15 protein-coding genes, 1 pseudogene and 1 riboswitch are annotated in these 17,570 nt (G+C 68.8%); of the genes and pseudogenes, 7 read left to right on the top strand and 9 right to left on the bottom strand.

All coding sequences use genetic code 11. The features are described from left to right. Positions 1 to 93: 93 nt before the first annotated feature. Positions 94 to 1,005 carry a LysR substrate-binding domain-containing protein gene (locus KDH83_RS10870; RefSeq protein ID WP_212315364.1) on the bottom strand — a complete coding sequence of 304 codons (912 nt, stop codon included), beginning with the start codon at positions 1,003 to 1,005 and terminating at the stop codon, positions 94 to 96. A gap of 135 nt (positions 1,006 to 1,140) precedes the next feature. Between KDH83_RS10870 and KDH83_RS10865 the strand changes: the two genes are divergently transcribed. The 3 genes from KDH83_RS10865 (at position 1,141) to KDH83_RS10855 (ending at position 3,736) form a co-directional block, all read left to right on the top strand. After that, a complete protein-coding gene (locus KDH83_RS10865; protein WP_212315362.1) occupies positions 1,141 to 2,070 on the top strand; it encodes an NAD(P)-dependent oxidoreductase in 930 nt (309 codons plus the stop codon). Positions 2,071 to 2,186: 116 nt separating this feature from the next. Further along, complete coding sequence (locus tag KDH83_RS10860; protein ID WP_212315411.1) at positions 2,187 to 3,098, top strand: tripartite tricarboxylate transporter substrate binding protein; 912 nt, start codon at positions 2,187 to 2,189, stop codon at positions 3,096 to 3,098. Positions 3,099 to 3,157: 59 nt separating this feature from the next. After that, positions 3,158 to 3,736: an amino acid synthesis family protein gene (locus KDH83_RS10855; RefSeq protein WP_212315360.1), complete on the top strand. Its 579-nt coding sequence runs from the start codon at positions 3,158 to 3,160 to the stop codon at positions 3,734 to 3,736. Between the two features lie 191 nt (positions 3,737 to 3,927). Here KDH83_RS10855 and ribB read toward each other — a convergent pair whose 3' ends face one another. Further along, positions 3,928 to 4,641: a 3,4-dihydroxy-2-butanone-4-phosphate synthase gene (ribB, locus tag KDH83_RS10850; RefSeq protein WP_212315358.1), complete on the bottom strand. Its 714-nt coding sequence runs from the start codon at positions 4,639 to 4,641 to the stop codon at positions 3,928 to 3,930. 110 nt (positions 4,642 to 4,751) lie between these two features. Then, positions 4,752 to 4,906: riboswitch (FMN riboswitch) on the bottom strand. Between the two features lie 405 nt (positions 4,907 to 5,311). Next, positions 5,312 to 5,809: pseudogene (locus KDH83_RS10845) on the bottom strand (SET domain-containing protein-lysine N-methyltransferase); the annotation flags it as partial. 155 nt (positions 5,810 to 5,964) lie between these two features. On the opposite strand from KDH83_RS10845, the gene KDH83_RS10840 reads away from it, so the two are divergent. Continuing rightward, positions 5,965 to 6,885 (top strand): bestrophin family protein, encoded by a 921-nt coding sequence (locus tag KDH83_RS10840; protein ID WP_212315356.1) that lies wholly within the window; start codon positions 5,965 to 5,967, stop codon positions 6,883 to 6,885. Positions 6,886 to 7,167: 282 nt separating this feature from the next. After that, on the top strand, positions 7,168 to 7,461 hold the full coding sequence (locus KDH83_RS10835) for a type II toxin-antitoxin system RelE/ParE family toxin (RefSeq protein ID WP_212315354.1): 294 nt from the start codon (positions 7,168 to 7,170) through the stop codon (positions 7,459 to 7,461). A gap of 30 nt (positions 7,462 to 7,491) precedes the next feature. On the opposite strand, the gene KDH83_RS10830 is transcribed toward KDH83_RS10835, so the two are convergent. Further along, the gene (locus KDH83_RS10830) at positions 7,492 to 7,986 is read right to left on the bottom strand and encodes an Lrp/AsnC family transcriptional regulator (RefSeq protein WP_212315352.1); all 495 of its coding nucleotides are present in this window, start codon (positions 7,984 to 7,986) and stop codon (positions 7,492 to 7,494) included. Between the two features lie 93 nt (positions 7,987 to 8,079). Here KDH83_RS10830 and ilvB point away from each other — a divergent pair, with 93 nt between their 5' ends. Continuing rightward, positions 8,080 to 9,930: a biosynthetic-type acetolactate synthase large subunit gene (gene ilvB, locus KDH83_RS10825; protein WP_212315409.1), complete on the top strand. Its 1,851-nt coding sequence runs from the start codon at positions 8,080 to 8,082 to the stop codon at positions 9,928 to 9,930. 160 nt (positions 9,931 to 10,090) lie between these two features. Here ilvB and KDH83_RS10820 read toward each other — a convergent pair whose 3' ends face one another. The 5 genes from KDH83_RS10820 to KDH83_RS10800 all read right to left on the bottom strand — a co-directional run bounded on the left by KDH83_RS10820 (position 10,091) and on the right by KDH83_RS10800 (position 16,518). Beyond that, the gene (locus tag KDH83_RS10820) at positions 10,091 to 10,870 is read right to left on the bottom strand and encodes an SDR family oxidoreductase (protein ID WP_212315350.1); all 780 of its coding nucleotides are present in this window, start codon (positions 10,868 to 10,870) and stop codon (positions 10,091 to 10,093) included. Between the two features lie 159 nt (positions 10,871 to 11,029). Further along, on the bottom strand, positions 11,030 to 11,899 hold the full coding sequence (locus tag KDH83_RS10815) for an ABC transporter permease (RefSeq protein ID WP_212315348.1): 870 nt from the start codon (positions 11,897 to 11,899) through the stop codon (positions 11,030 to 11,032). 11 nt (positions 11,900 to 11,910) lie between these two features. Next, on the bottom strand, positions 11,911 to 12,681 hold the full coding sequence (locus KDH83_RS10810; RefSeq protein ID WP_212315339.1) for an ABC transporter ATP-binding protein: 771 nt from the start codon (positions 12,679 to 12,681) through the stop codon (positions 11,911 to 11,913). Further along, positions 12,681 to 13,739: an ABC transporter substrate-binding protein gene (locus tag KDH83_RS10805; RefSeq protein ID WP_212315337.1), complete on the bottom strand. Its 1,059-nt coding sequence runs from the start codon at positions 13,737 to 13,739 to the stop codon at positions 12,681 to 12,683. Before KDH83_RS10805 ends, KDH83_RS10810 begins: the two co-directional genes overlap by 1 nt. A 154-nt stretch (positions 13,740 to 13,893) precedes the next feature. Further along, positions 13,894 to 16,518, bottom strand: a complete 2,625-nt coding sequence (locus KDH83_RS10800) for a DNA topoisomerase III (protein ID WP_212315335.1) — start codon at positions 16,516 to 16,518, stop codon at positions 13,894 to 13,896. A gap of 62 nt (positions 16,519 to 16,580) precedes the next feature. On the opposite strand from KDH83_RS10800, the gene KDH83_RS10795 reads away from it, so the two are divergent. Next, on the top strand, positions 16,581 to 17,570 hold a 990-nt coding region (locus tag KDH83_RS10795; RefSeq protein ID WP_212315333.1), incomplete at its 3' end, for a DUF2157 domain-containing protein.

The raw sequence follows: 17,570 nt of genomic DNA, 5'->3' as shown, positions 1-17,570 counted from the left end.
GCCCAGGCGGGCATCGCGCCGTCCCGCTCCCCCCTTTCCTTTTGAAGGACTTCCTTGCATGTCGGCCGTCGCGACGGCGGGCGGCGGCAAGCGCTATCCCGGTGTTTTCAGGTCCGGCAGGCCGCGCACATGCTCCTTGATCAGGCGCACGAAACGCTGCACCTGCCGGCTGGGCCGCTCGAAGCGCGAGCGCGCCAGGCTCAGCGACAGCGGGATCGATTCGCGCAGCGGCCGCGCCACCACGCCGGGCCAGCCCTGGCCGCCCACCGAGAACTGGTCGACGATGGCCACGCCGGCGCCCGCCCGCACCAGCGCGCAGGCGACCTCGGCGCGCATGATGTCGACCGCCGCGCTCCAGCTCACGCCGGCGCGCTGGAATGCGGCAGCCACCAGCTGGCCGAAGGGGATGTTGCGGCTGTAGAGCACCAGCCGGCAGGCCGCCAGCTGCGCCAGGCTCACGCGCGGCTGCGCGGCCAGCGGATGGCCTTCCGGCAGGATGCAGACCATCTCGCCCGTGGCCAGCGGTTCGACCACCAGGTTGGGATGGTCCACCGGCAGCACCGAGATCGCCAGCTCGGCCTTGCGGCCCAGCAGCTCGTGCGCCATGTCGGCCAGCAGCGTGGTGTGGAACTTGAGCCGCACGCCGGGGTGCAGCTCCAGGTAGCGGGCGATGGCCGGCGGCAGGAAGTTCAGCGCCAGGCTGGGGCTGGCGCACAGCGTCAGCGCGCCCTCGGGCCGGGCGGCCAGGTCGCGCGCCAGCTCGTCGATGCGCAGCGCTTCCTCGAACAGCGGCCCGACTTCCTCGAACAGGCGCTGCGCCTCGGGCGTGGGCGTGAGCTTGCCCTTGTCGCGCGCGAACAGCTGCAGGCCCAGGCTCTGCTCGGCATGGGCGATCAGCCGGCTGACGGCGGGCTGCGACACGAACAGCAGCTTGGCCGCGCCGTTCATCGAGCCGGTCAGCATGACCGCGCGAAACACCTCCATCTGCCTGAGCTTGAAGCGCATGGCGCTTTCCTTCCTGTCTCGATAATTGTTTGTTATATCCCCCGGCCAACTTAGCATAGGCCGTGAAAAGCCACAGCCAGTAGCATCCCCATGCGCCTTTCGTTCGGGAAAAGGCATCATCGATAAGCGGAAGGCATGGGCATGGAAATCGGATTCGTCGGACTGGGAATGATGGGCTTGCCGATGCTGGAGAACCTGGCGCGGTCCGACTCGGACGACCGGATCCTGGCCCATGACCGCGACCCGGCCCGCCTGGCGCGGCTGCACGCGCATCCCGCCTGGGGACGCACGCTGCGCGGGGCCGGGGGCCTGGACGAGCTGGCCGGCTGCGACATCGTCATCACCATGCTGCCCGACAGCGCCGTGACCAATGCCGTGATCGAGGGCGCGCCGGGCCGTCCCGGGCTGATGACGCTGCTGCGCCCCGGCGCCCTGCTGCTGGACATGGGCTCGTCCGATCCGGCGCAGACGCTGCGGCTGGCGCCGCTGCTGCGCGCGGCCGGGCTGGCGCTGGTCGACGCGCCCGTTTCCGGCGCCGTGGCCAAGGCCGCCGCCGGCACGCTGGCCATCATGGCGGGCGGCGACGCCGCCGACCTGGAACGCGCGCGTCCGCTGCTGTCGCGCATGGGCGCCACGCTGATTCCCACCGGCGCGGTCGGTTCGGCCCATGCCATGAAGGCGCTGAACAACTATGTCTACGCCGCCGGCCTGCTGGCGGCCAGCGAGGCGCTGCTGATCGCGCGCCGCATGGACCTGGACCTGGATGTGTTCACCGACGTGCTCAATGCCTCCAGCGGCCGCAACGTCGCCACCGAAACCAAGTTGCGCCAGTTCATCGTGCCGGGCAGCTACGCCGGCGGCTTCGCGCTGGCGCTGATGGCCAAGGACCTGCGCACCGCCGACGCGCTGCAGGCGCATGCCGGCGTGCGCGCCGAGCAGCTGTCGCTGTGCGCCGGGCTGTGGCAGCGCGCGCTGGCGGAGATGGAGCCGGGCGTGGACAACACGCGGATCCACCAATACCTGGAGCGGCTGAACGCGTCTGACCTGGCGGCGCATCTGGCGTAGCGGCGCTGTCCGTCGTGGCGACAAGAACACATCAACAGGAGACAGCCATGAAACCCATCATCGCCGCGCGGCGGCTGGCGGCCGGCCTGGGCGCGGCCCTGCTCGCCCTTGCTGTCATGCACCCGGCGCGGGCCGCCTACCCCGACCGTCCCATTCGCATGGTCGTGCCCTTTCCGCCGGGCAGCATCACCGACGTGGTGGCGCGCAGCCTGGGCAAGGCCATGGCCGACGACCTGGGGCAGCCGGTGGTGGTCGAGAACAAGCCCGGCGCCAACGGCATCATCGGCACGCACGACGTGGCCCGCAGCAAGCCGGACGGCTACACCGTGGTGGTGGTCGGCGTGTCCACGGCCGCCAGCGGCGTCAGCCTGTTCAAGAACCTGCCCTACGATCCGGCCGTCGACCTGTCGCCCATCGGCGCCGTGGCCGAGACGCCCTATCTGCTGGTTGGCTCGCCGCGCCTGCCGGGCGCCAGCGTGGCCGAGTTGTACGCCTACGGCGCGCGGCATCCGGGCAAGCTGACCTACGCCTACGGCTCGGGCAGCGCGCAGGTGTTCGGCGCCAAGTGGGCGCGGATGGGCGGCATCGACGTCACGGCCGTGCCCTATCGCGGCGGCCCGCAGGCGCTGACCGACGTGATCGGCGGCACGGTGGATCTGACCTTCACCGACCTGGCCAACGGCCTGCAGCAGGCGCGCGCCGGCAAGGTCAAGACCTATGGCGTCAGCACGCCGGAACGGTTCCCGCTGGCGCCCGACATTCCCACGCTGAACGAGAGCGGCGCGCCCGGCTTCAACCTGACCGTGTGGTTCGGCCTGATGGGTCCGAAGGATCTGCCCGAGCCCGTGTCCCGGCGCCTGGCGGCCGCGCTGGAAAAGGCGCTGGGCAAGGCCGAGCTGAAGGACGCCTACGCGGCGCAGGGCCTTTCCGTCAAAACCCAGACGCCCGCGCAATTCGGCGCCTTCGTGCGCGCCGAGATCGACAAATGGGCCGCCATCGTCAAGGAAACCGGCATCGAGCCGCAATGAAGGGCGCGCCGTCGCCGCATGCCATCCCCGCATTCCACCCTGTTCCCGGAGCCCATCCCATGTCCCTGATCGATATCCGCAAGCGCTGCCTCATCGTCGAAACCACGTTCCATGAGTACGGCCCGCCGCCGGCCGTGCCGCTGAAGCTGGCCGCGTCCTGCGCCGTGATCCGCAATCCCTACGCCGGCCGCTACGAGCCGGACCTGATGCCCTTCATGGCCGAGCTGCGCGGGCTGGGCTCGCTGCTGGCGACCGAGCTGGTCGACACGCTGGGCAAGGACAGCATCGAGGTCTACAGCAAGGCCGCCATCGTCGGGCTGGACGGCGAGATGGAGCATGGCGCGGTCTGGCACGAGGCCGGCGGCTGGGCCATGCGCAGCGTGCTGGGCGAGCCGAAGGCGATGGTGCCGGCCGTCAAGGCGGTGGCCGTGGCCGGCTACCGCATGATGGTGCCGGTGCACTACATCCACGCGTCCTATGTGCGCAGCCACTTCAACAGCATCGAGATCGGCATCCAGGATGCGCCCAGACCGGGCGAGATCCTGTTCGCGCTGGTCATGGGCACGGGCGGCCGCGTGCATTCACGGCTGGGCGGGCTGACCAGGGAAGCGGTGTCGGCGCACGACGGGCAGCGCTGAACGCGCATCGCCTGGGGGAAGAATGCCGGCGCGGCGGGTCGCGGCGCCGGCATTGGCCTTGGTCAGCGCCGGCAGCGGCCCCGGTCGGTGCCGGCTGCGGCATCGACACCGGCGGGTTTGGTGCTGGTCGGGTGTTCATATCGGCGCGGTCCGGGCCTGAAGGCCGGGCCGCGCCGGTGTGGCGCGCCGGATCAGGCCGTGGCGGCCATCTCCAGCACTTCATCGTCGACCGGCCTGGCCTGGCCGTCGCGCAGCTTCTGCAGATGATCGGCCAGCTCGGCGATGGTCAGCGCCACCAGGCCGTGCTGGGCGGCGTAGCGCTCCAGCGCGGCGCCGCGCATCATGGTGCCGTCGGCGTTCATCAGTTCGCACAGCACGCCGGCCGGACGCAGGCCCGCCAGCACGGCCAGGTCGACCGAACCTTCCGTGTGGCCGCGGCGCGTCAGCACGCCGCCGGGCTGGGCGCGCAGCGGGAACACGTGGCCGGGGCTGACGATGTCGCCGGGCTGGCCGGTGGGCGAGACGGCGGCGCGGATGGTGGTGACGCGGTCGGCCGCCGACACGCCGGTGCTCACGCCTTCGCGCGCCTCGATCGACACGGTGAAGGCGGTGGCGTGGCGGCTTTCGTTCTTCTGCACCATGGGCGGCAGGCCCAGGCGGTCCAGCGCCTCGCCGGGCAGGCACAGGCAGACGATGCCGCTGCCGTCGCGGATCAGCTGCGCCATGACGGGCACGGTGAGCTTGTCGGCGGCGACGATCAGGTCGGCCTCGTTCTCGCGGTCGAAGTCGTCCATCAGGATGACGGGACGGCCCAGGCGCAGGTGATGCAGGGCGCGCTGCAAGCGGGCCTCGAACGGCTGGGAAGCCAGGCTGGGAAGGGATTGCTGCGGATTGGTATTGGACATGTGAAACGCTCTCGCGGAAAAAGTGGGCGAAAAACGTTTCAGGGCTATGCGACAGCCGAGCAGAAAACCGCTGGCCGGACGCAAGCGCCCGGGCAGCCGAGTATGTGCCGGCACATCTTCTCTCATCCGGACTATGACCGTCGGCCCTGGCATCTCACCAGGTCTGCTGACCCCGGCGTTCCTGGGGAACACCGGGCGCTCGCGGGCTCGCCACATTGCGTGGCATACCGCCGGTGGGGAATTTCACCCCGCCCTGAAGACGTACTGCATGTCGTGTTAACGACCGGCTGATTGTACGCCTGCCGGGGCGGGACGGGGCAATACGCCTGCCGCCGGTGGGGTTTCAGGCGGGGGACGGAACCGGCGCGGTCTTGTGCGTGGCGCGGCGCTTGGCGGCGGGGGACTTGGACTGGGCTGCTTCCGGCTGGGCTGTGGCTTCGGCCGGCTTGCGGGCGGGTTTCCGCGCCGGCTTGGTGGCGGCCTGGCCGTTCGCTTGCGCGGGCGCGTCCTGCTTGGCTGCGGGTTTGGCGTCGGGCTTTGCGTCCAGCTGTGCGTCCTGTTTGGCGCCCGGCTTCACCGCTTGCTTCGAACCGCCCCGTTTTTTCGTGGGCGCGTCCGCGCTCTTGGCCACGGGCTGCGCCTCGGCCTGCCTGGCCTCGGCAAGCTTCTTCTGCGCCTTCTTCTTCTGCTTGTCCGACAGCGCCAGCATGGTGCCGCGGCACGGCGGCGTGCCGCAGAGGCAGCGGTAGCCGTCGCGCAGCGCCTTGGTGATGCGGCCGTCCAGCACCAGGCCGTAGTCGTAGGACAGCTCTTCACCGCGCGCGATGTCGCGCACGGCCACGATATAGACGCGCTTGCCGTGCTTGCCTTCCTGCGCCTCGCAGTTGGGTTCGCAGGAATGGTTGATCCAGCGGGCGTCGTTGCCTTCGTCGCCGCCGTCGATCACGCGGCCCGAGCTGAGGGCGAAGAAGAAGGTGTGGAACGGGTCGTCCGGATTGGTCGGATGGCGGCGGTCCGCTTCCTTGGCGCTGATGCGCTGGCCGCCGTATTCAATGATGCGCGTGCCCGCGGGGATCTTGCGCGCGGCGAAGACGCCGTTGCCGTGCAGCTTGGAGCGGCGGACGGCGTGCCAGGGCTTGATGGGGGTGTCTTCGGAGGCGGTGGTCATGGGGCTGCGGGCCTTTGGGGGCGATGAAACGAAACAGAATTATATCGGCGCGTCCATGACGGTTTGACAGGCGTATAGTGAGCGCGCCGCGTATCCGCTTTCCGGTTTTCCTTTCCGGTTCCTCTTTCCGTCTCGCCTTTCCTTCCCACCCCATCATGATCGTCCGTCCGCGTCCTTCCGCGCTGGCCCTGTTCTTCATTCTGCGCGGCTCCATCATTCCGCGCATCTTCAGCCGCATTCTCGTCATCACACTGCTGGCCGGCCTGGTCGTGTGGATGTACCACGACCGCATGTTCTCGCCCGCCCACCTGTCCGCCGTGCCCTTCTCGCTGTTCGGCCTGGCGCTGTCGGTCTTCATGGGTTTCCGCAACAACGTCTGCTACGACCGCTGGTGGGAAGCGCGCAAGCAATGGGGCGATCTCATCGTCCAGTGCCGCAGCCTGGCGCGCGAAAGCGCGGTGCTGCTGGCCGCCAGCACCGCCAACCCGGTGCAGGAACGCATCGTGCGCCGCTGCATCGGCTTCGCCTACGCGCTGGCCGCGCGCCTGCGTGAAGAGGACGCCCTGGCCGCCGCCCGGCCCTGGGTGCAGCTGGACGAAGCCGAAACCCTGGCCGGCTGCCGCAACGTGCCGGACGCGCTGCTGCTGGCCATCAACCGCGACCTGGCCGCCTGTCTGCGGCGCGGCGAGCTGACCGACATCCTCTACCAGGCCCTGACCCAGCGCGCCGCCGCCTGCGCCGCCATCCAGGCCGCCTGCGAGCGCATCAAGTTCACGCCCTCGCCCTTCGCCTATTCGCTGCTGCTGCACCGCACCGCCTGGCTGTTCTGCCTGCTGCTGCCCTTCGGGCTGGTGGGCGCGCTGGAATACCTGACCCCGGTGGCGGTCACCATCATCGCCTACACCTTCTTCGGCCTGGACGCGCTGGGCGACGAATTGGAAGATCCCTTCGGCAAGGATGAGAACGACCTGCCTCTGTCCGCGCTGGCGCGCGTCATCGAGATCGACCTGCTGGAAGGTCTGGGTGTGCGGCCGTTGCCGGAGCCGGCGGTGCCGGTGGATTATGTGTTGAGGTAGGGGGCCAGCTTGCGGTCATCCACAATGGATGCCTGGCGTTTTCCTGGCTAAATTGAGGTCACCTACCCTTGAAGGCTCAGCCATGGTTTCCCCGAAACTGGATACTGCACTGAACACTGACGCCAGTCTCCCGGCTAGTCAGCGTCTCACTCGTGAACAATTCTTCCAGGAGGCCGAGGCCGCCTGGACGGCGTTCCAGCAAGACGGTCTGCATGTGACCGGCGAAGAGGTTCAAGCCTGGTTGCGCACCTGGGGCACTGACAACGAACAGCCGGCACCCGCGTGCCACAAATAATCGTCTCGGCAAGTGCATTGCGGGGTTTGAAGCGTTGCCAGGAATTCTTGACTGCAAGGGCGCCGTTCGCCGTCAAGCAGGCCAGCCAGACTATTGCTTCCCATCTTGGGCTCTTGAAGGTGTCGCCATATGTGGGACGCCCCGTCCGGGATCTGCCGGCGTTGCGTGAACTGGTGATTTCATTCGGGAATTCAGGGTATTTGGCCTTGTATTACTACGACATCACGGAAGACGCGATCTATATCCTGGCGTTTCGGCACCAGAGGGAATTGGCCTACTAATCCGCGTCCGTCATCGGGCTGCAGGCGCGTTCAAATCGCGTTTGCTGCAGTTGGCACGTTCGCCGCGCCCGTCAGCGGCAGCATCGTCTCCTTCAACCGCCGCAGCACAAAGCAAGACTTGCTGTGCCGGATCCCCGGTATCCGGTACAGCTGTTCGCGCAGCAGGCGCTCGTAGTCCCGCGTGTCGCGCACGGCGATGCGGATGTAATAGTCGTAGTCGCCCGACACCAGGAAGGCCTCCAGCACCTCCGGAATCTGGGCCAGGGCGCGGCCGAATTCGTACAGGGTTTCCTCGCTGTGGCTTTCCAGCGTGACGTGCACGATCACCGTGTCCATGAAGCCCAGGCTGGCCGGGTCGATGTCCACCGTGTAGCCGCGGATCACCCCGGCGCTTTCCATGCGCTTGATCCGGTTCCAGCAGGGCGTGGACGACAGGCCCACGGCCGCGCCGATGTCGTTGAGGCTGGCGCGCGCGTTCTGCTGCAGCACCTTCAGAATGGCCAGGTCGAACTTGTCCAGGTTCATTTTCTTCAAATCCTCCATGTTGAAGATGAATTTACTCCGTATGGCCGTTATCTGTGGAAAAGAAGATAAAAATTCTTCCCATCCACGAATAAGATAGTCAGCATGAACGATCGCCTCCACTCCGCCGCCCTTGCCGTCCTGCCGGACGCCGATTCCACCGCCTCGCGCCCGGCCGCCGGCCCCGCCGCCAACGGCGCCCGGATCCTGTTGGAAACGCTGATTGCGCATGGGGTGGACACGATTTTTGGCTACCCCGGCGGCGCCGTGCTGCCGCTGTACGACGCGCTCTACGCCGAGCCGCGCCTGCGCCATGTGCTGGTGCGTCACGAGCAGGCCGCCGTCCATGCCGCCGAGGGCTATGCCCGCAGCACCGGCCGCACCGGCGTGGTCTTCGTGACGTCCGGCCCGGGCATGGCCAACACCACCTCCGGCCTGCTGGACGCCATGTGCGATTCGATTCCGGTGCTGTGCATCAGCGGCCAGGTGGCCACGGCCGCCATCGGCACCGACGCCTTCCAGGAATGCGACGCCATCGGCATCTCGCGCTCGGTGACCAAGTGGAACACCCAGGTCCGCGCGGTGGACGACGTGGCCGCCGTGGTGAGCCGCGCCTTCGAGCTGACGCGCCAGGGCCGGCCCGGCCCGGTGCTGCTGGATTTCCCCAAGGACGTGCAGCTGGCCGTGCCGCATGACGCCGACATCGATGTGCCGGCCGTGCCCTCGCAGCAGAAGCTGGCCGCGCTGCGCGCGCGCCGGCAGGCCGGCAAGCTGGCGCCCAAGCTGCCGCAGTCGGCCGTGCGCCGCGCCGCCGCGCTGATCGCGCAAGCCAAGCGTCCTATTTTCTATGGCGGCGGCGGGCTGGTGAACGCCGGCCCCGAGGCTTGCGCCGCCTTCACCGAGCTGGTGCGCCACACCGGCGCGCCCTGCACGCTGACGCTGATGGGCCTGGGCGCCTTTCCGGCGTCCAGCTCGCAGTTCGTCGGCATGTTGGGCATGCACGGCACGGTCGAGGCCAACCTTGCGATGCACAACGCCGACCTGGTGGTCTGCATCGGCGCGCGTTTCGACGACCGCATCACCGGCAAGCTCTCGGAATTCTGTCCGCACGCGCGCAAGATCCATATCGACATCGACCCCGCCTCGATCAACAAGGTCGTGCGCGTGGACGTGGCGCTGGTCGGCGACTGCCTGCCGCTGGTACAGGCGCTGCGCGCCGAGCTGGGCGACGCGCCGCTGGACCCGGCGCGGCTCGCGCCCTGGTGGGACCGCATCGCCACCTGGCGCGCCCAGGACTGCCTGGGCTACACGCCCTCGGCCGAGTCCATCCTGCCGCAGCACCTGATGGCGCGCCTGAACGCCGCGCTGGACGGCCGCGACGCCGTCGTCTCCACCGACGTGGGCCAGCACCAGATGTGGGCCGCGCAATACCTGCGCTTCGACCGGCCCAACCGCTGGCTGACCTCGGGCGGCGCCGGCACCATGGGCTACGGGGTGCCCGCCGCCATCGGCGCGCAGATCGCGCACCCGGACAAGACCGTGGTCTGCGTCAGCGGCGACGCGTCCGTGCTGATGAACATCCAGGAACTGTCCACCGCCATGCAGCACCAGACGCCGGTCAAGGTCGTGCTGTGCAACAACGGCTACATGGGCATGGTGCGGCAATGGCAGGAGCTGATCCACGGCGGCCGCTACAGCCACAGCTACAACGCCTCGCTGCCCGACTTCGTGGCGCTGGCGCGCGCCTTCGGCTGGGGCGCGGCGCGCGTGGATGATCCCGCGCAGCTGGACGCCGCGCTGGCCGAGTGCCTGGCCCACGACGGCCCCTACTTCCTGGACGTGGCGGTGGCCGCGCAGGAAAACTGCTTCCCCATGATGCCCGCCGGCCACGGCCACCAGCGCATGATGCTGGCCGAAGGCGTCTGGTACCAGGACGAGACGAGCTGAGGTGGGAGCGGGAGTGTCCTTCCGCTGGGCCGCCCCGAGGAAGGACGGCCCCTCGGGGGGCAGCAAGCGCGTAGCGCGCGGCGTGAGGGCCTTCCCCTCGCTGGGCCGCCCCAAGGAAGGACAGCCCCCATGGGGGGCTGCAAGCGCGTAGCGCGTTTCCTTAGAACTGGATCGACAGCCCGCCGTCCACCACCAGCACGTGCCCGTTGACATAGGACGCGGCGCGCGAGGCCAGGAACACGGCGGCGCCGGCGATTTCCTCCGGCTCGCCCCAGCGGCCCGTCGGATTGCGCGCCGCGACGCGCGGGCCGACCGAGGGGTCGGCAATCATCGCGGCATTGGTCTCGGTGGCGAAGGTGCCCGGCGCGATGGCGTTGCTGGTGATGCCGCGCCCGCCGAACTCCGCCGCCAGCGCCCGCATCATGCCGGTCAGGCCCTGCTTGGCCGCCGGATAGACGGCGTCGCCCGCGCGCGCGAATTCGCCCACCACGGACGTGATGGCGATCAGCCGGCCGCCGCCCTGGCGCACCATGCGCTCGGCCGCGAGCTTGGACAGCAGCAGGCCGGCCACCAGGTCGGTATCGATCAATTCGCGGATCTCGGCGGGCGTGGTGTCGGCCAGCGTCTTGCGGTTGCGCGCGCCCACGTTGTTGACCAGGATGTCCAGCCGGCCATGCTCGGCGTCGATGCGGGCGAAAGCCTGCGCCATGGCGGCATCGTCGGCCACGTCGAAGGCCAGCGCATGCGCGTCCAGTCCGTCGCGCCTGAGCGCGTCGGCGGCCGCCTCGGCCGCGGCGGCATTGCGGCCGTTGATCAGCACGCGCGCGCCACAGCCGGCCAGCGCCCGCGCGATGCAAAGGCCCAGCCCACGGGCCGATCCGGTCACCAGCGCGACCTGGCCGCCGAGTTCGAAGTTGCGCAGATAAGGCAGGGTATTCATGTCAGTCGCCTATGGCTGGGAACGGGAACCGGGAAGGAAACGGCGTGCTTGTTGGATCGCAGGCTCGTCCCGACGGGGGCCGCGCGGATCCGGCTTCGCCGGTCCGCAGCGGCGCCCCCTTGAGGGGGGAGGCGCGCAGCGCCTCGGGGGTGGGCCTGATCATTCGCGGAACTCGGGAGCCCAGTGCAGCAGCCGCCGCTCCAGCCACGTCACGCAATACACCAGCGCGATCCCCACCAGCGACAGCAGCGTGACCGCGGCGAACATGTCGGTGGCGTTGAGCGTGGCCAGCGCGGTGATCATCAGGTAGCCCATGCCGGTGGTGGAGCCGACGAACTCGGCCAGCACCACGCCGATCAGCGCGAAGCTGATGGCGTTGGGCAGCGCGGCGAAGGTCCAGGCCGCGGCGGTGGGCACGCGCACGCGCCACAGGATCTGGCGCGGCGAACCGCCCAGCGTGCGGCAGAAGTCCACCAGCTCGCGCTCCACGCTGCGCCCGCCCTTGTAGGTGTTGAAGAACACCAGGAAGAACACCACGAACCAGGACGTGACCACCTTGGACGCCAGCCCCAGCCCGAAGAACATGGTGATGAGCGGCACGAAGGCGATGCGCGGCATGGAATTGAAGGCCACGATATAGGGATTGAACACATCGGCCAGGAAGCGGCTGCGGCTGAGCGTCATGCCCACCAGGAAGCCGCTGCCCACGCCCACGGCCAGCCCGATCAGCGTGGCCTGCAGCGTCAACCACAGATGCGGCCAGACCGAGCGTGGGCCGGGTTGCAGCCATTCCCACAGCCGCACGGCCACGCGCGAGGGCTGGCTGATGAAGAAGGGATCGAACAGGGTGTTCTGGGTGAACCAGGGGATGCGCGTCAGCGTTTCCCAGGCGCCCAGGATCACGGCCAGGATCAGCACTTGCCACAGCGTGACGCGGACGCGGCGGACGATGGCGGCGCGGCGGTCCAGGCGCAGCTGGTCCTGCAGCGCGTGGGCGGATTCATGGCGGGGAGTCGTCGCGGAAGTCATGGCGTCCGGTCTCAGGCGGCGGCGCGGAACTGCTGGCCCAGCACGCTCCACAGGCTTTGCACGTGGGCGGTGAACTGCGGCGTCTCGCGCAGCGTGAACACGTCGCGCGGATGCGGGATGGCGATGCGCTCGTCCAGCAGCACGCGGCTGGGCGGGCCGGACAGCACCACGACGCGGTCCGACAGCGTGATGGCCTCGTCCAGGTCGTGCGTCACCATCACGATGGTCTGGCCCAGCTTGCGCCAGATCTCGATCAGCTCGCGGTGCAGGTGCGTCTTGGTGTGCGTGTCCAGCGCGCCGAAGGGCTCGTCCAGCAGCAGGATGCGCGGCTCCACCGCCAGGCTCATCAACAGCGCCACGCGCCGCCGCATGCCGCCCGAGAGCTGGTGCGGATAGGCGTCGGCGAAGTCCGCCAGATGGCCCAGCTCCAGCAGCTCGGCCACGCGGCTGGCGATGCGGTCGGGCGCCACGCCCTGGAACTTCAGGCCCAGGGCCACGTTCTTCCGGACGCTGAACCAGGGCAGCAGCGTGTCCTTCTGGAAGATGTAGCCCAGCTTGGGCGGCACCTGGCCGTTGACCAGTTGGCCATCCACGCGGATCTCGCCGGCGGTGGGCGGCAGGAAGCCCGCGATCATGTTCAGCAGCGTGCTCTTGCCGCAGCCCGAGGGGCCGACGATGGACACGAACTCGCCCGCGCCGATGGCCAGACTGACCTCGCCCACCGCATGCGTGACGCCCTGGCGCGTGGGGTACGCCTTGCCAACCCGGTCCAGCTCGATCATTACAGGCCCCGGGCGCGGCGCACGAAGCTCATATCCACGCAGCGCGAGTACGGCACGGTCTTGAGTTCATCGTTCGAGAACTGGCGGCCGTCGCCCATGATGGCGCTCATGCGCTGGTAGGCGTCCTCGGTGATGATGTTGTCGGACAGGAACACGGTCTGTTTGTAGACGCCCAGCGTCTTCTCGATGGCGCTCTTGGGGAAGGCGCTGAGATAGTCGTCGTAGATCGCCTCGGTGATGGCGGCGGCGTCATGGGCGCTGATGAAATCCTGCGCCTTGACCAGCGCGCCGACGAAGGCCTGCACCGTTTCGGGGCGCTTCTGGATGGTGTCGGCCAGCGTCAGCGCGGCGATGCCGGGCACGTCGCCGCCCATGAACTCGTTCCACGAGGACTCGGTGGTGGCGTCGAAGATCGGCACGCCCCAGCCTTCCTGGCGGGCCTGCTCCATCATCGACATGGTGGCCATGCTGGCCGAGACCGAGCCGGTCTTGAGCGCGCCCAGCATGGTGGCCAGGTCGCCCAGCGGGCGGATGTCTACCTTGTCGGCCACGCCGGCCTTCTGCATCAGGTACAGCGCCATCAGCCAGGTGCTGGATTGCGGCTGGGTCGCGCCCACGCGCTTGCCGGCCAGGTCTTTCAGCGACTTGATCTTGCCGCTGTCGTAGTCCTCGCGCCGCACGATCACGTTGGCGTAGGTCAGCTTGCGGTCGAAGCCGAACACCAGCGTGGCCGGCTTGCCGGCCAGCGTCAGCGCGGGCGCGGCGGTGGCTGCGGTGGCGCCGAAAACGATCTGGCCGGCGGCCAGCAGCTGGTTGGTGCGCGGGCCGCTCTGGGAATTCAGGTACTCGACCTCCAGCCCGGCCTCGCCGAAATAGCCGCGCTTTAGCGCCACGTAGCCGGCCGCGAAGAAGGGGTCAATGCTGCCTTGCCCGTAGACCACGCGGCCGAGCTTGGGCTGGGCCAGCGCCACGCGGCCCTCGATCAGGCTGAGGCCGGCCAGCGCGCCAGCGGCGGTCAGGATGCGGCGGCGGGCGGGGGAGCGGGGGCTTGCGGTCATGTCGTCCTCTTCGGTCGTGTGCGGTACAGCGGGGTAAACAATACCGCAATACGGCGGCGTTCCGGGCGTTTGTTGTGCGCCTGTCGCAAGCGGCCCGGCAATGAAAAACGCCCGGTCTCCCGGGCGTTCCTCAACGGCTGCCGATCGTTCCGGCTCAGGCCGCGGTCTTCTTGGCCGTTTTCTTGGCGGCGGTCTTGGTCGCGGTCTTCTTCACCGCCGCCTTCTTGGCCGGGGCCTTCTTGGCGGCCGTTTTCGTGGCCGTCTTGGTGGCCGTCTTGGTCGCCGCCGTCTTGCTGGCCGTCTTGGCCGGCGCGCGGCCCGGCTTTTCAGGACGGGGCTCGAACTCGAAGCCGATCTTGCCGTCGGGCTGGCGCACCAGGAAGGCCTTGAACTTGCGGTTGGTGCGGCTGGAGACGAAGCCGTCGAGCAGGCCGGTGCGGCCCTCGGTCAGCAGCTTTTCCATCTGCTCGCGCGAGATTTCCTGCTGCAGGATGACCTTGCCCGAACGGAAATCGCAGGTCCTGGCCGGACCCACGGACTTCTCGCAGACGTAGCTCATGCCGTGCTCGAACACGCGCGACGAGCACTTGGGGCAGGCGCCGACCGGCGTGTGGCCGGAGAAGTCCACGGCTTCGGCGTCGTCCTCGTCGTTCTGGCCGAAGTCGAATTCCAGCTTGAATTCGTCGCTGATGCGCAGGATGGCGGCGAAGGGCCGGCCCATCTTGCTGATGAAGCCCTGCAGCGGGCCGATCTCGCGCTTGGCCAGCAGTTCCTCGACTTCCGGCAGCTCGAAGGTGCGTCCGCCCGGGTGCTTGCCGATCGAGAAATCGCAGCTGGTGCAGGCAAAGCGCCGGTAGTTTTCCTTCACCACGGCGCCGCACTTCGGGCAGGGCGTGCGCAGCGTGGCGTAGTCGCCCGGCACCGTGTCGCGCTCGTATTCCTTGGCGCGCTTGACGATGACCTGGGTCATCTGCGCGATCTCGCGCATGAAGGCCTCGCGGCCCAGGCCGCCCTGCTCGATCTGCTTGAGCTTGTGCTCCCATTCGCCGGTGAGTTCGGGCGAGGTCAGTTCGGTCACGTCCAGGCCGGACAGCAGCGTCATCAGCTGGCGCGCCTTGGCGGTGGGCACCAGGTCGCGGCCTTCGCGGCGCAGGTAGCTTTCGTTGAGCAGGCCTTCGATGATGGCCGCGCGCGTGGCCGGCGTGCCCAGGCCGCGCTCGGACATGGCTTCGCGCAGCTCTTCGTCGTCGACCAGCTTGCCCGCGCCTTCCATGGCCGACAGCAGCGTGCCTTCGTTGTAGCGCGCGGGCGGCTTGGTGGTCAGGCCCACGGCTTCGACGTCCTCGGTGCGCACGGTCTCGCCGTCGGCCACCGGCACCAGGTTGGCGTCCTCGCCCTGGGCTTCCTTGCCGTAGACGGCCAGCCAGCCGGGGGCGACCAGCACCTTGCCGTCGGTGCGGAAGCGATGGCCCTGCACCTCGGTCATGCGGGTGGTGACGCGGTATTCGGCGGCGGGGAAGAACACCGCCAGGAAGCGCTTGAGCACCAGGTCGTACAGCTTGCCCTCGGCCTCGCTCAGGTCATGCGGGATCTGCAGCGTGGGGATGATGGCAAAGTGGTCCGACACCTTCTTGTTGTCGAAGATGCGGCGGTTGGGCTTGACCCAGCCCTCGCCGACCACGGTGCCGGCATGGCGCGCCAGGCCGCCGACGGCGTTCGAGCCGCCCTGCGCCAGCGCGCGCATGGTTTCCTTGACCGTGTTCAGGTAGTCCTCGGGCAGGTAGCGCGAGTCGGTACGCGGGTAGGTCAGCGCCTTGTGGCGTTCGTACAGGGTCTGGGCCAGCGCCAGCGTGGTCTTGGCCGAGAAGCCGAAGCGGCCGTTGGCCTCGCGCTGCAGCGAGGTCAGGTCGTACAGGGCCGGCGACATCTGGGTCGAGGGCTTGGATTCCTCGGTCACGCTGCCGGGCTGTTCGCGGCAGGCCGCCACCACGCTCTGGGCGGCGGCTTGCGACCACAGGCGCGATTCGCGCTTTTCCGGGTCGCGCTCGTCCTTCTTGAAGTCCGGGTCGATCCAGCGGCCTTCGTACAGGCCGGCGGCGGCCACGAACTGGGCGCGCACTTCCCAGTAGTCGCGCGGCACGAAGGCGCGGATGCGTTCCTCGCGCTCGGCCACGATGGCCAGCGTGGGCGTCTGCACCCGGCCGACCGGGGTCTTGAAGAAGCCGCCGTCCTTGCTGTTGAAGGCGGTCATGGCGCGCGTGCCGTTGATGCCGACCAGCCAGTCGGCCTCGGCGCGCGAGCGCGCGGCCGCTTCCAGCGGCTTGAGCTGTACGTCGTCGCGCAGGTTGGCGAAGGCGTCGCGGATCGCGGCCTGGGTCATGGACTGCAGCCACAGGCGCTGGATCGGCTTCTTCACGCCGGCATACTGAATGATGTAGCGGAAGATCAGTTCGCCCTCGCGCCCGGCGTCACAGGCGTTGATGATGGCGTCCACGTCCTTGCGCTTGGCCAGGCGGACCAGCAGTTTCAGGCGTTCGGCTGATTTCTTGTCCGTGGGGCCCAGCTCGAATTCAGGCGGAATGACGGGCAGGTGCGTGAAGCTCCACTTCCCTTTGACAGGATCGTTGGGCGCGACCAGGCTCAGCAAATGGCCGATGCTGGAAGCCAGTACGTAACGTTCGCTTTCAAAATAGTCGCCCTCGCGCGCGAAGCCTCCCAAGGCGCGTGATATATCAAGGGCCACCGAGGGCTTCTCGGCAATAATCAGCGTTTTATTCATGTGTATCCAGTGGCGGCGGACCCGCCTTAGTAGCGCGGATAATAAGATCGGAGATTCTCGACATGCAAGTCGGCACTGAAAGGCAAGCGGGATCCGAACTGCACGCTTGGCGCCAATTCCTGGCGCGAAGCACCCTCTGGCTGGGCGTTTTGCTGCTGGGCAGCGCCGCCATTTGCTGGGTCGCGGCCAACTGGCAGGACATGAGCAAGGTCCAGCGATTCGCCGGCGCCCAGGCCCTGTTGGCCGTCTGCGCGCTGGCCGCCGCCTGGGCCGGATTGCGCCTGCGGACCGCCGCCGGCGCGCGTGGCGCCATCCCCGGCGCCCTGCTGGCGCTGGCCGGCATCCTGCTGGGCGCCCTGCTCGCGTTGCTGGGCCAAACATACCAGACCGGCGCCGATACCTGGGAACTGTTCGCCTGGTGGGCCGTGCTGCTGCTGCCCTGGGCGCTGGCCGCGGCCAGCCAGGCGGTCTGGCTGCTGTGGACCCTGGTCGTCAACGTGGCCATGGTCCTGTGGCTGGGCGAGCGGGTCTTCAGCTGGTGGGGACTCCTGGGCGCGACGTACCTGCCCGCCCTGATCGTGGCCGGCCTGAACCTGGTGATACTGGCGGTCTGGGAACTGGCCGCGCGCCGCTGGCGCGCCAGCACCCTGGTCGGTCCGCGCCTGCTGGCCGCGCTGACCATCGGCGCGCTGGTGATGTCGACGATGTACACCGACCTCTTCATCGGCCGCACCTACGGCAGCACGACTGGCAGCATCGCCTGGCTGGCGGTCACGCTGGGCCTGGGTTTCTATTATCAGAAGGTGCGCCGCGACCTGGTCATCCTGGCCATGCTGGCCGCCGGCGTGATCTGCGTCTCCCTGCGGGTGGTGGGGGAATGGCTGCTGCGGCTGGAGCCCGGCGCCTGGGCGGCGCTGCCGCTGGCCGCCCTGCTCATGGCCGAGGCGGTCTGGGCCGCGCGCTGGCTGCGCGGGTTGGCCGCCGAGGGCAAGACGGCCGCGCCGGCGGCCGATGCCGAACCCGCCAGCGCCTCGGCCGGCAATCCCGTGGAC

This window comes from Achromobacter sp. Marseille-Q0513, assembly GCF_018195695.1.
In the GTDB taxonomy this organism is placed as follows: Bacteria; Pseudomonadota; Gammaproteobacteria; order Burkholderiales; family Burkholderiaceae_B; genus Achromobacter.
This window is presented reverse-complemented; position numbering and strand designations above follow the sequence as displayed.

Bases quoted from the DNA above. Each gene is read 5' to 3' on its own strand.
- KDH83_RS10860 (WP_212315411.1), top strand. From the start codon at position 2,187: ATGCACCCGGCGCGGGCCGCCTACCCCGACCGTCCCATTCGCATGGTC.
- KDH83_RS10815 (WP_212315348.1), bottom strand. From the start codon at position 11,899: ATGACTTCCGCGACGACTCCCCGCCATGAATCCGCCCACGCGCTGCAG.
- KDH83_RS10870 (WP_212315364.1), bottom strand. From the start codon at position 1,005: ATGCGCTTCAAGCTCAGGCAGATGGAGGTGTTTCGCGCGGTCATGCTG.
- KDH83_RS10830 (WP_212315352.1), bottom strand. From the start codon at position 7,986: ATGAACCTGGACAAGTTCGACCTGGCCATTCTGAAGGTGCTGCAGCAG.
- KDH83_RS10820 (WP_212315350.1), bottom strand. From the start codon at position 10,870: ATGAATACCCTGCCTTATCTGCGCAACTTCGAACTCGGCGGCCAGGTC.
- KDH83_RS10865 (WP_212315362.1), top strand. From the start codon at position 1,141: ATGGGCATGGAAATCGGATTCGTCGGACTGGGAATGATGGGCTTGCCG.
- KDH83_RS10800 (WP_212315335.1), bottom strand. From the start codon at position 16,518: ATGAATAAAACGCTGATTATTGCCGAGAAGCCCTCGGTGGCCCTTGAT.
- KDH83_RS10810 (WP_212315339.1), bottom strand. From the start codon at position 12,681: ATGATCGAGCTGGACCGGGTTGGCAAGGCGTACCCCACGCGCCAGGGC.
- KDH83_RS10805 (WP_212315337.1), bottom strand. From the start codon at position 13,739: ATGACCGCAAGCCCCCGCTCCCCCGCCCGCCGCCGCATCCTGACCGCC.
- ribB (WP_212315358.1), bottom strand. From the start codon at position 4,641: ATGTCCAATACCAATCCGCAGCAATCCCTTCCCAGCCTGGCTTCCCAG.
- KDH83_RS10840 (WP_212315356.1), top strand. From the start codon at position 5,965: ATGATCGTCCGTCCGCGTCCTTCCGCGCTGGCCCTGTTCTTCATTCTG.
- KDH83_RS10855 (WP_212315360.1), top strand. From the start codon at position 3,158: ATGTCCCTGATCGATATCCGCAAGCGCTGCCTCATCGTCGAAACCACG.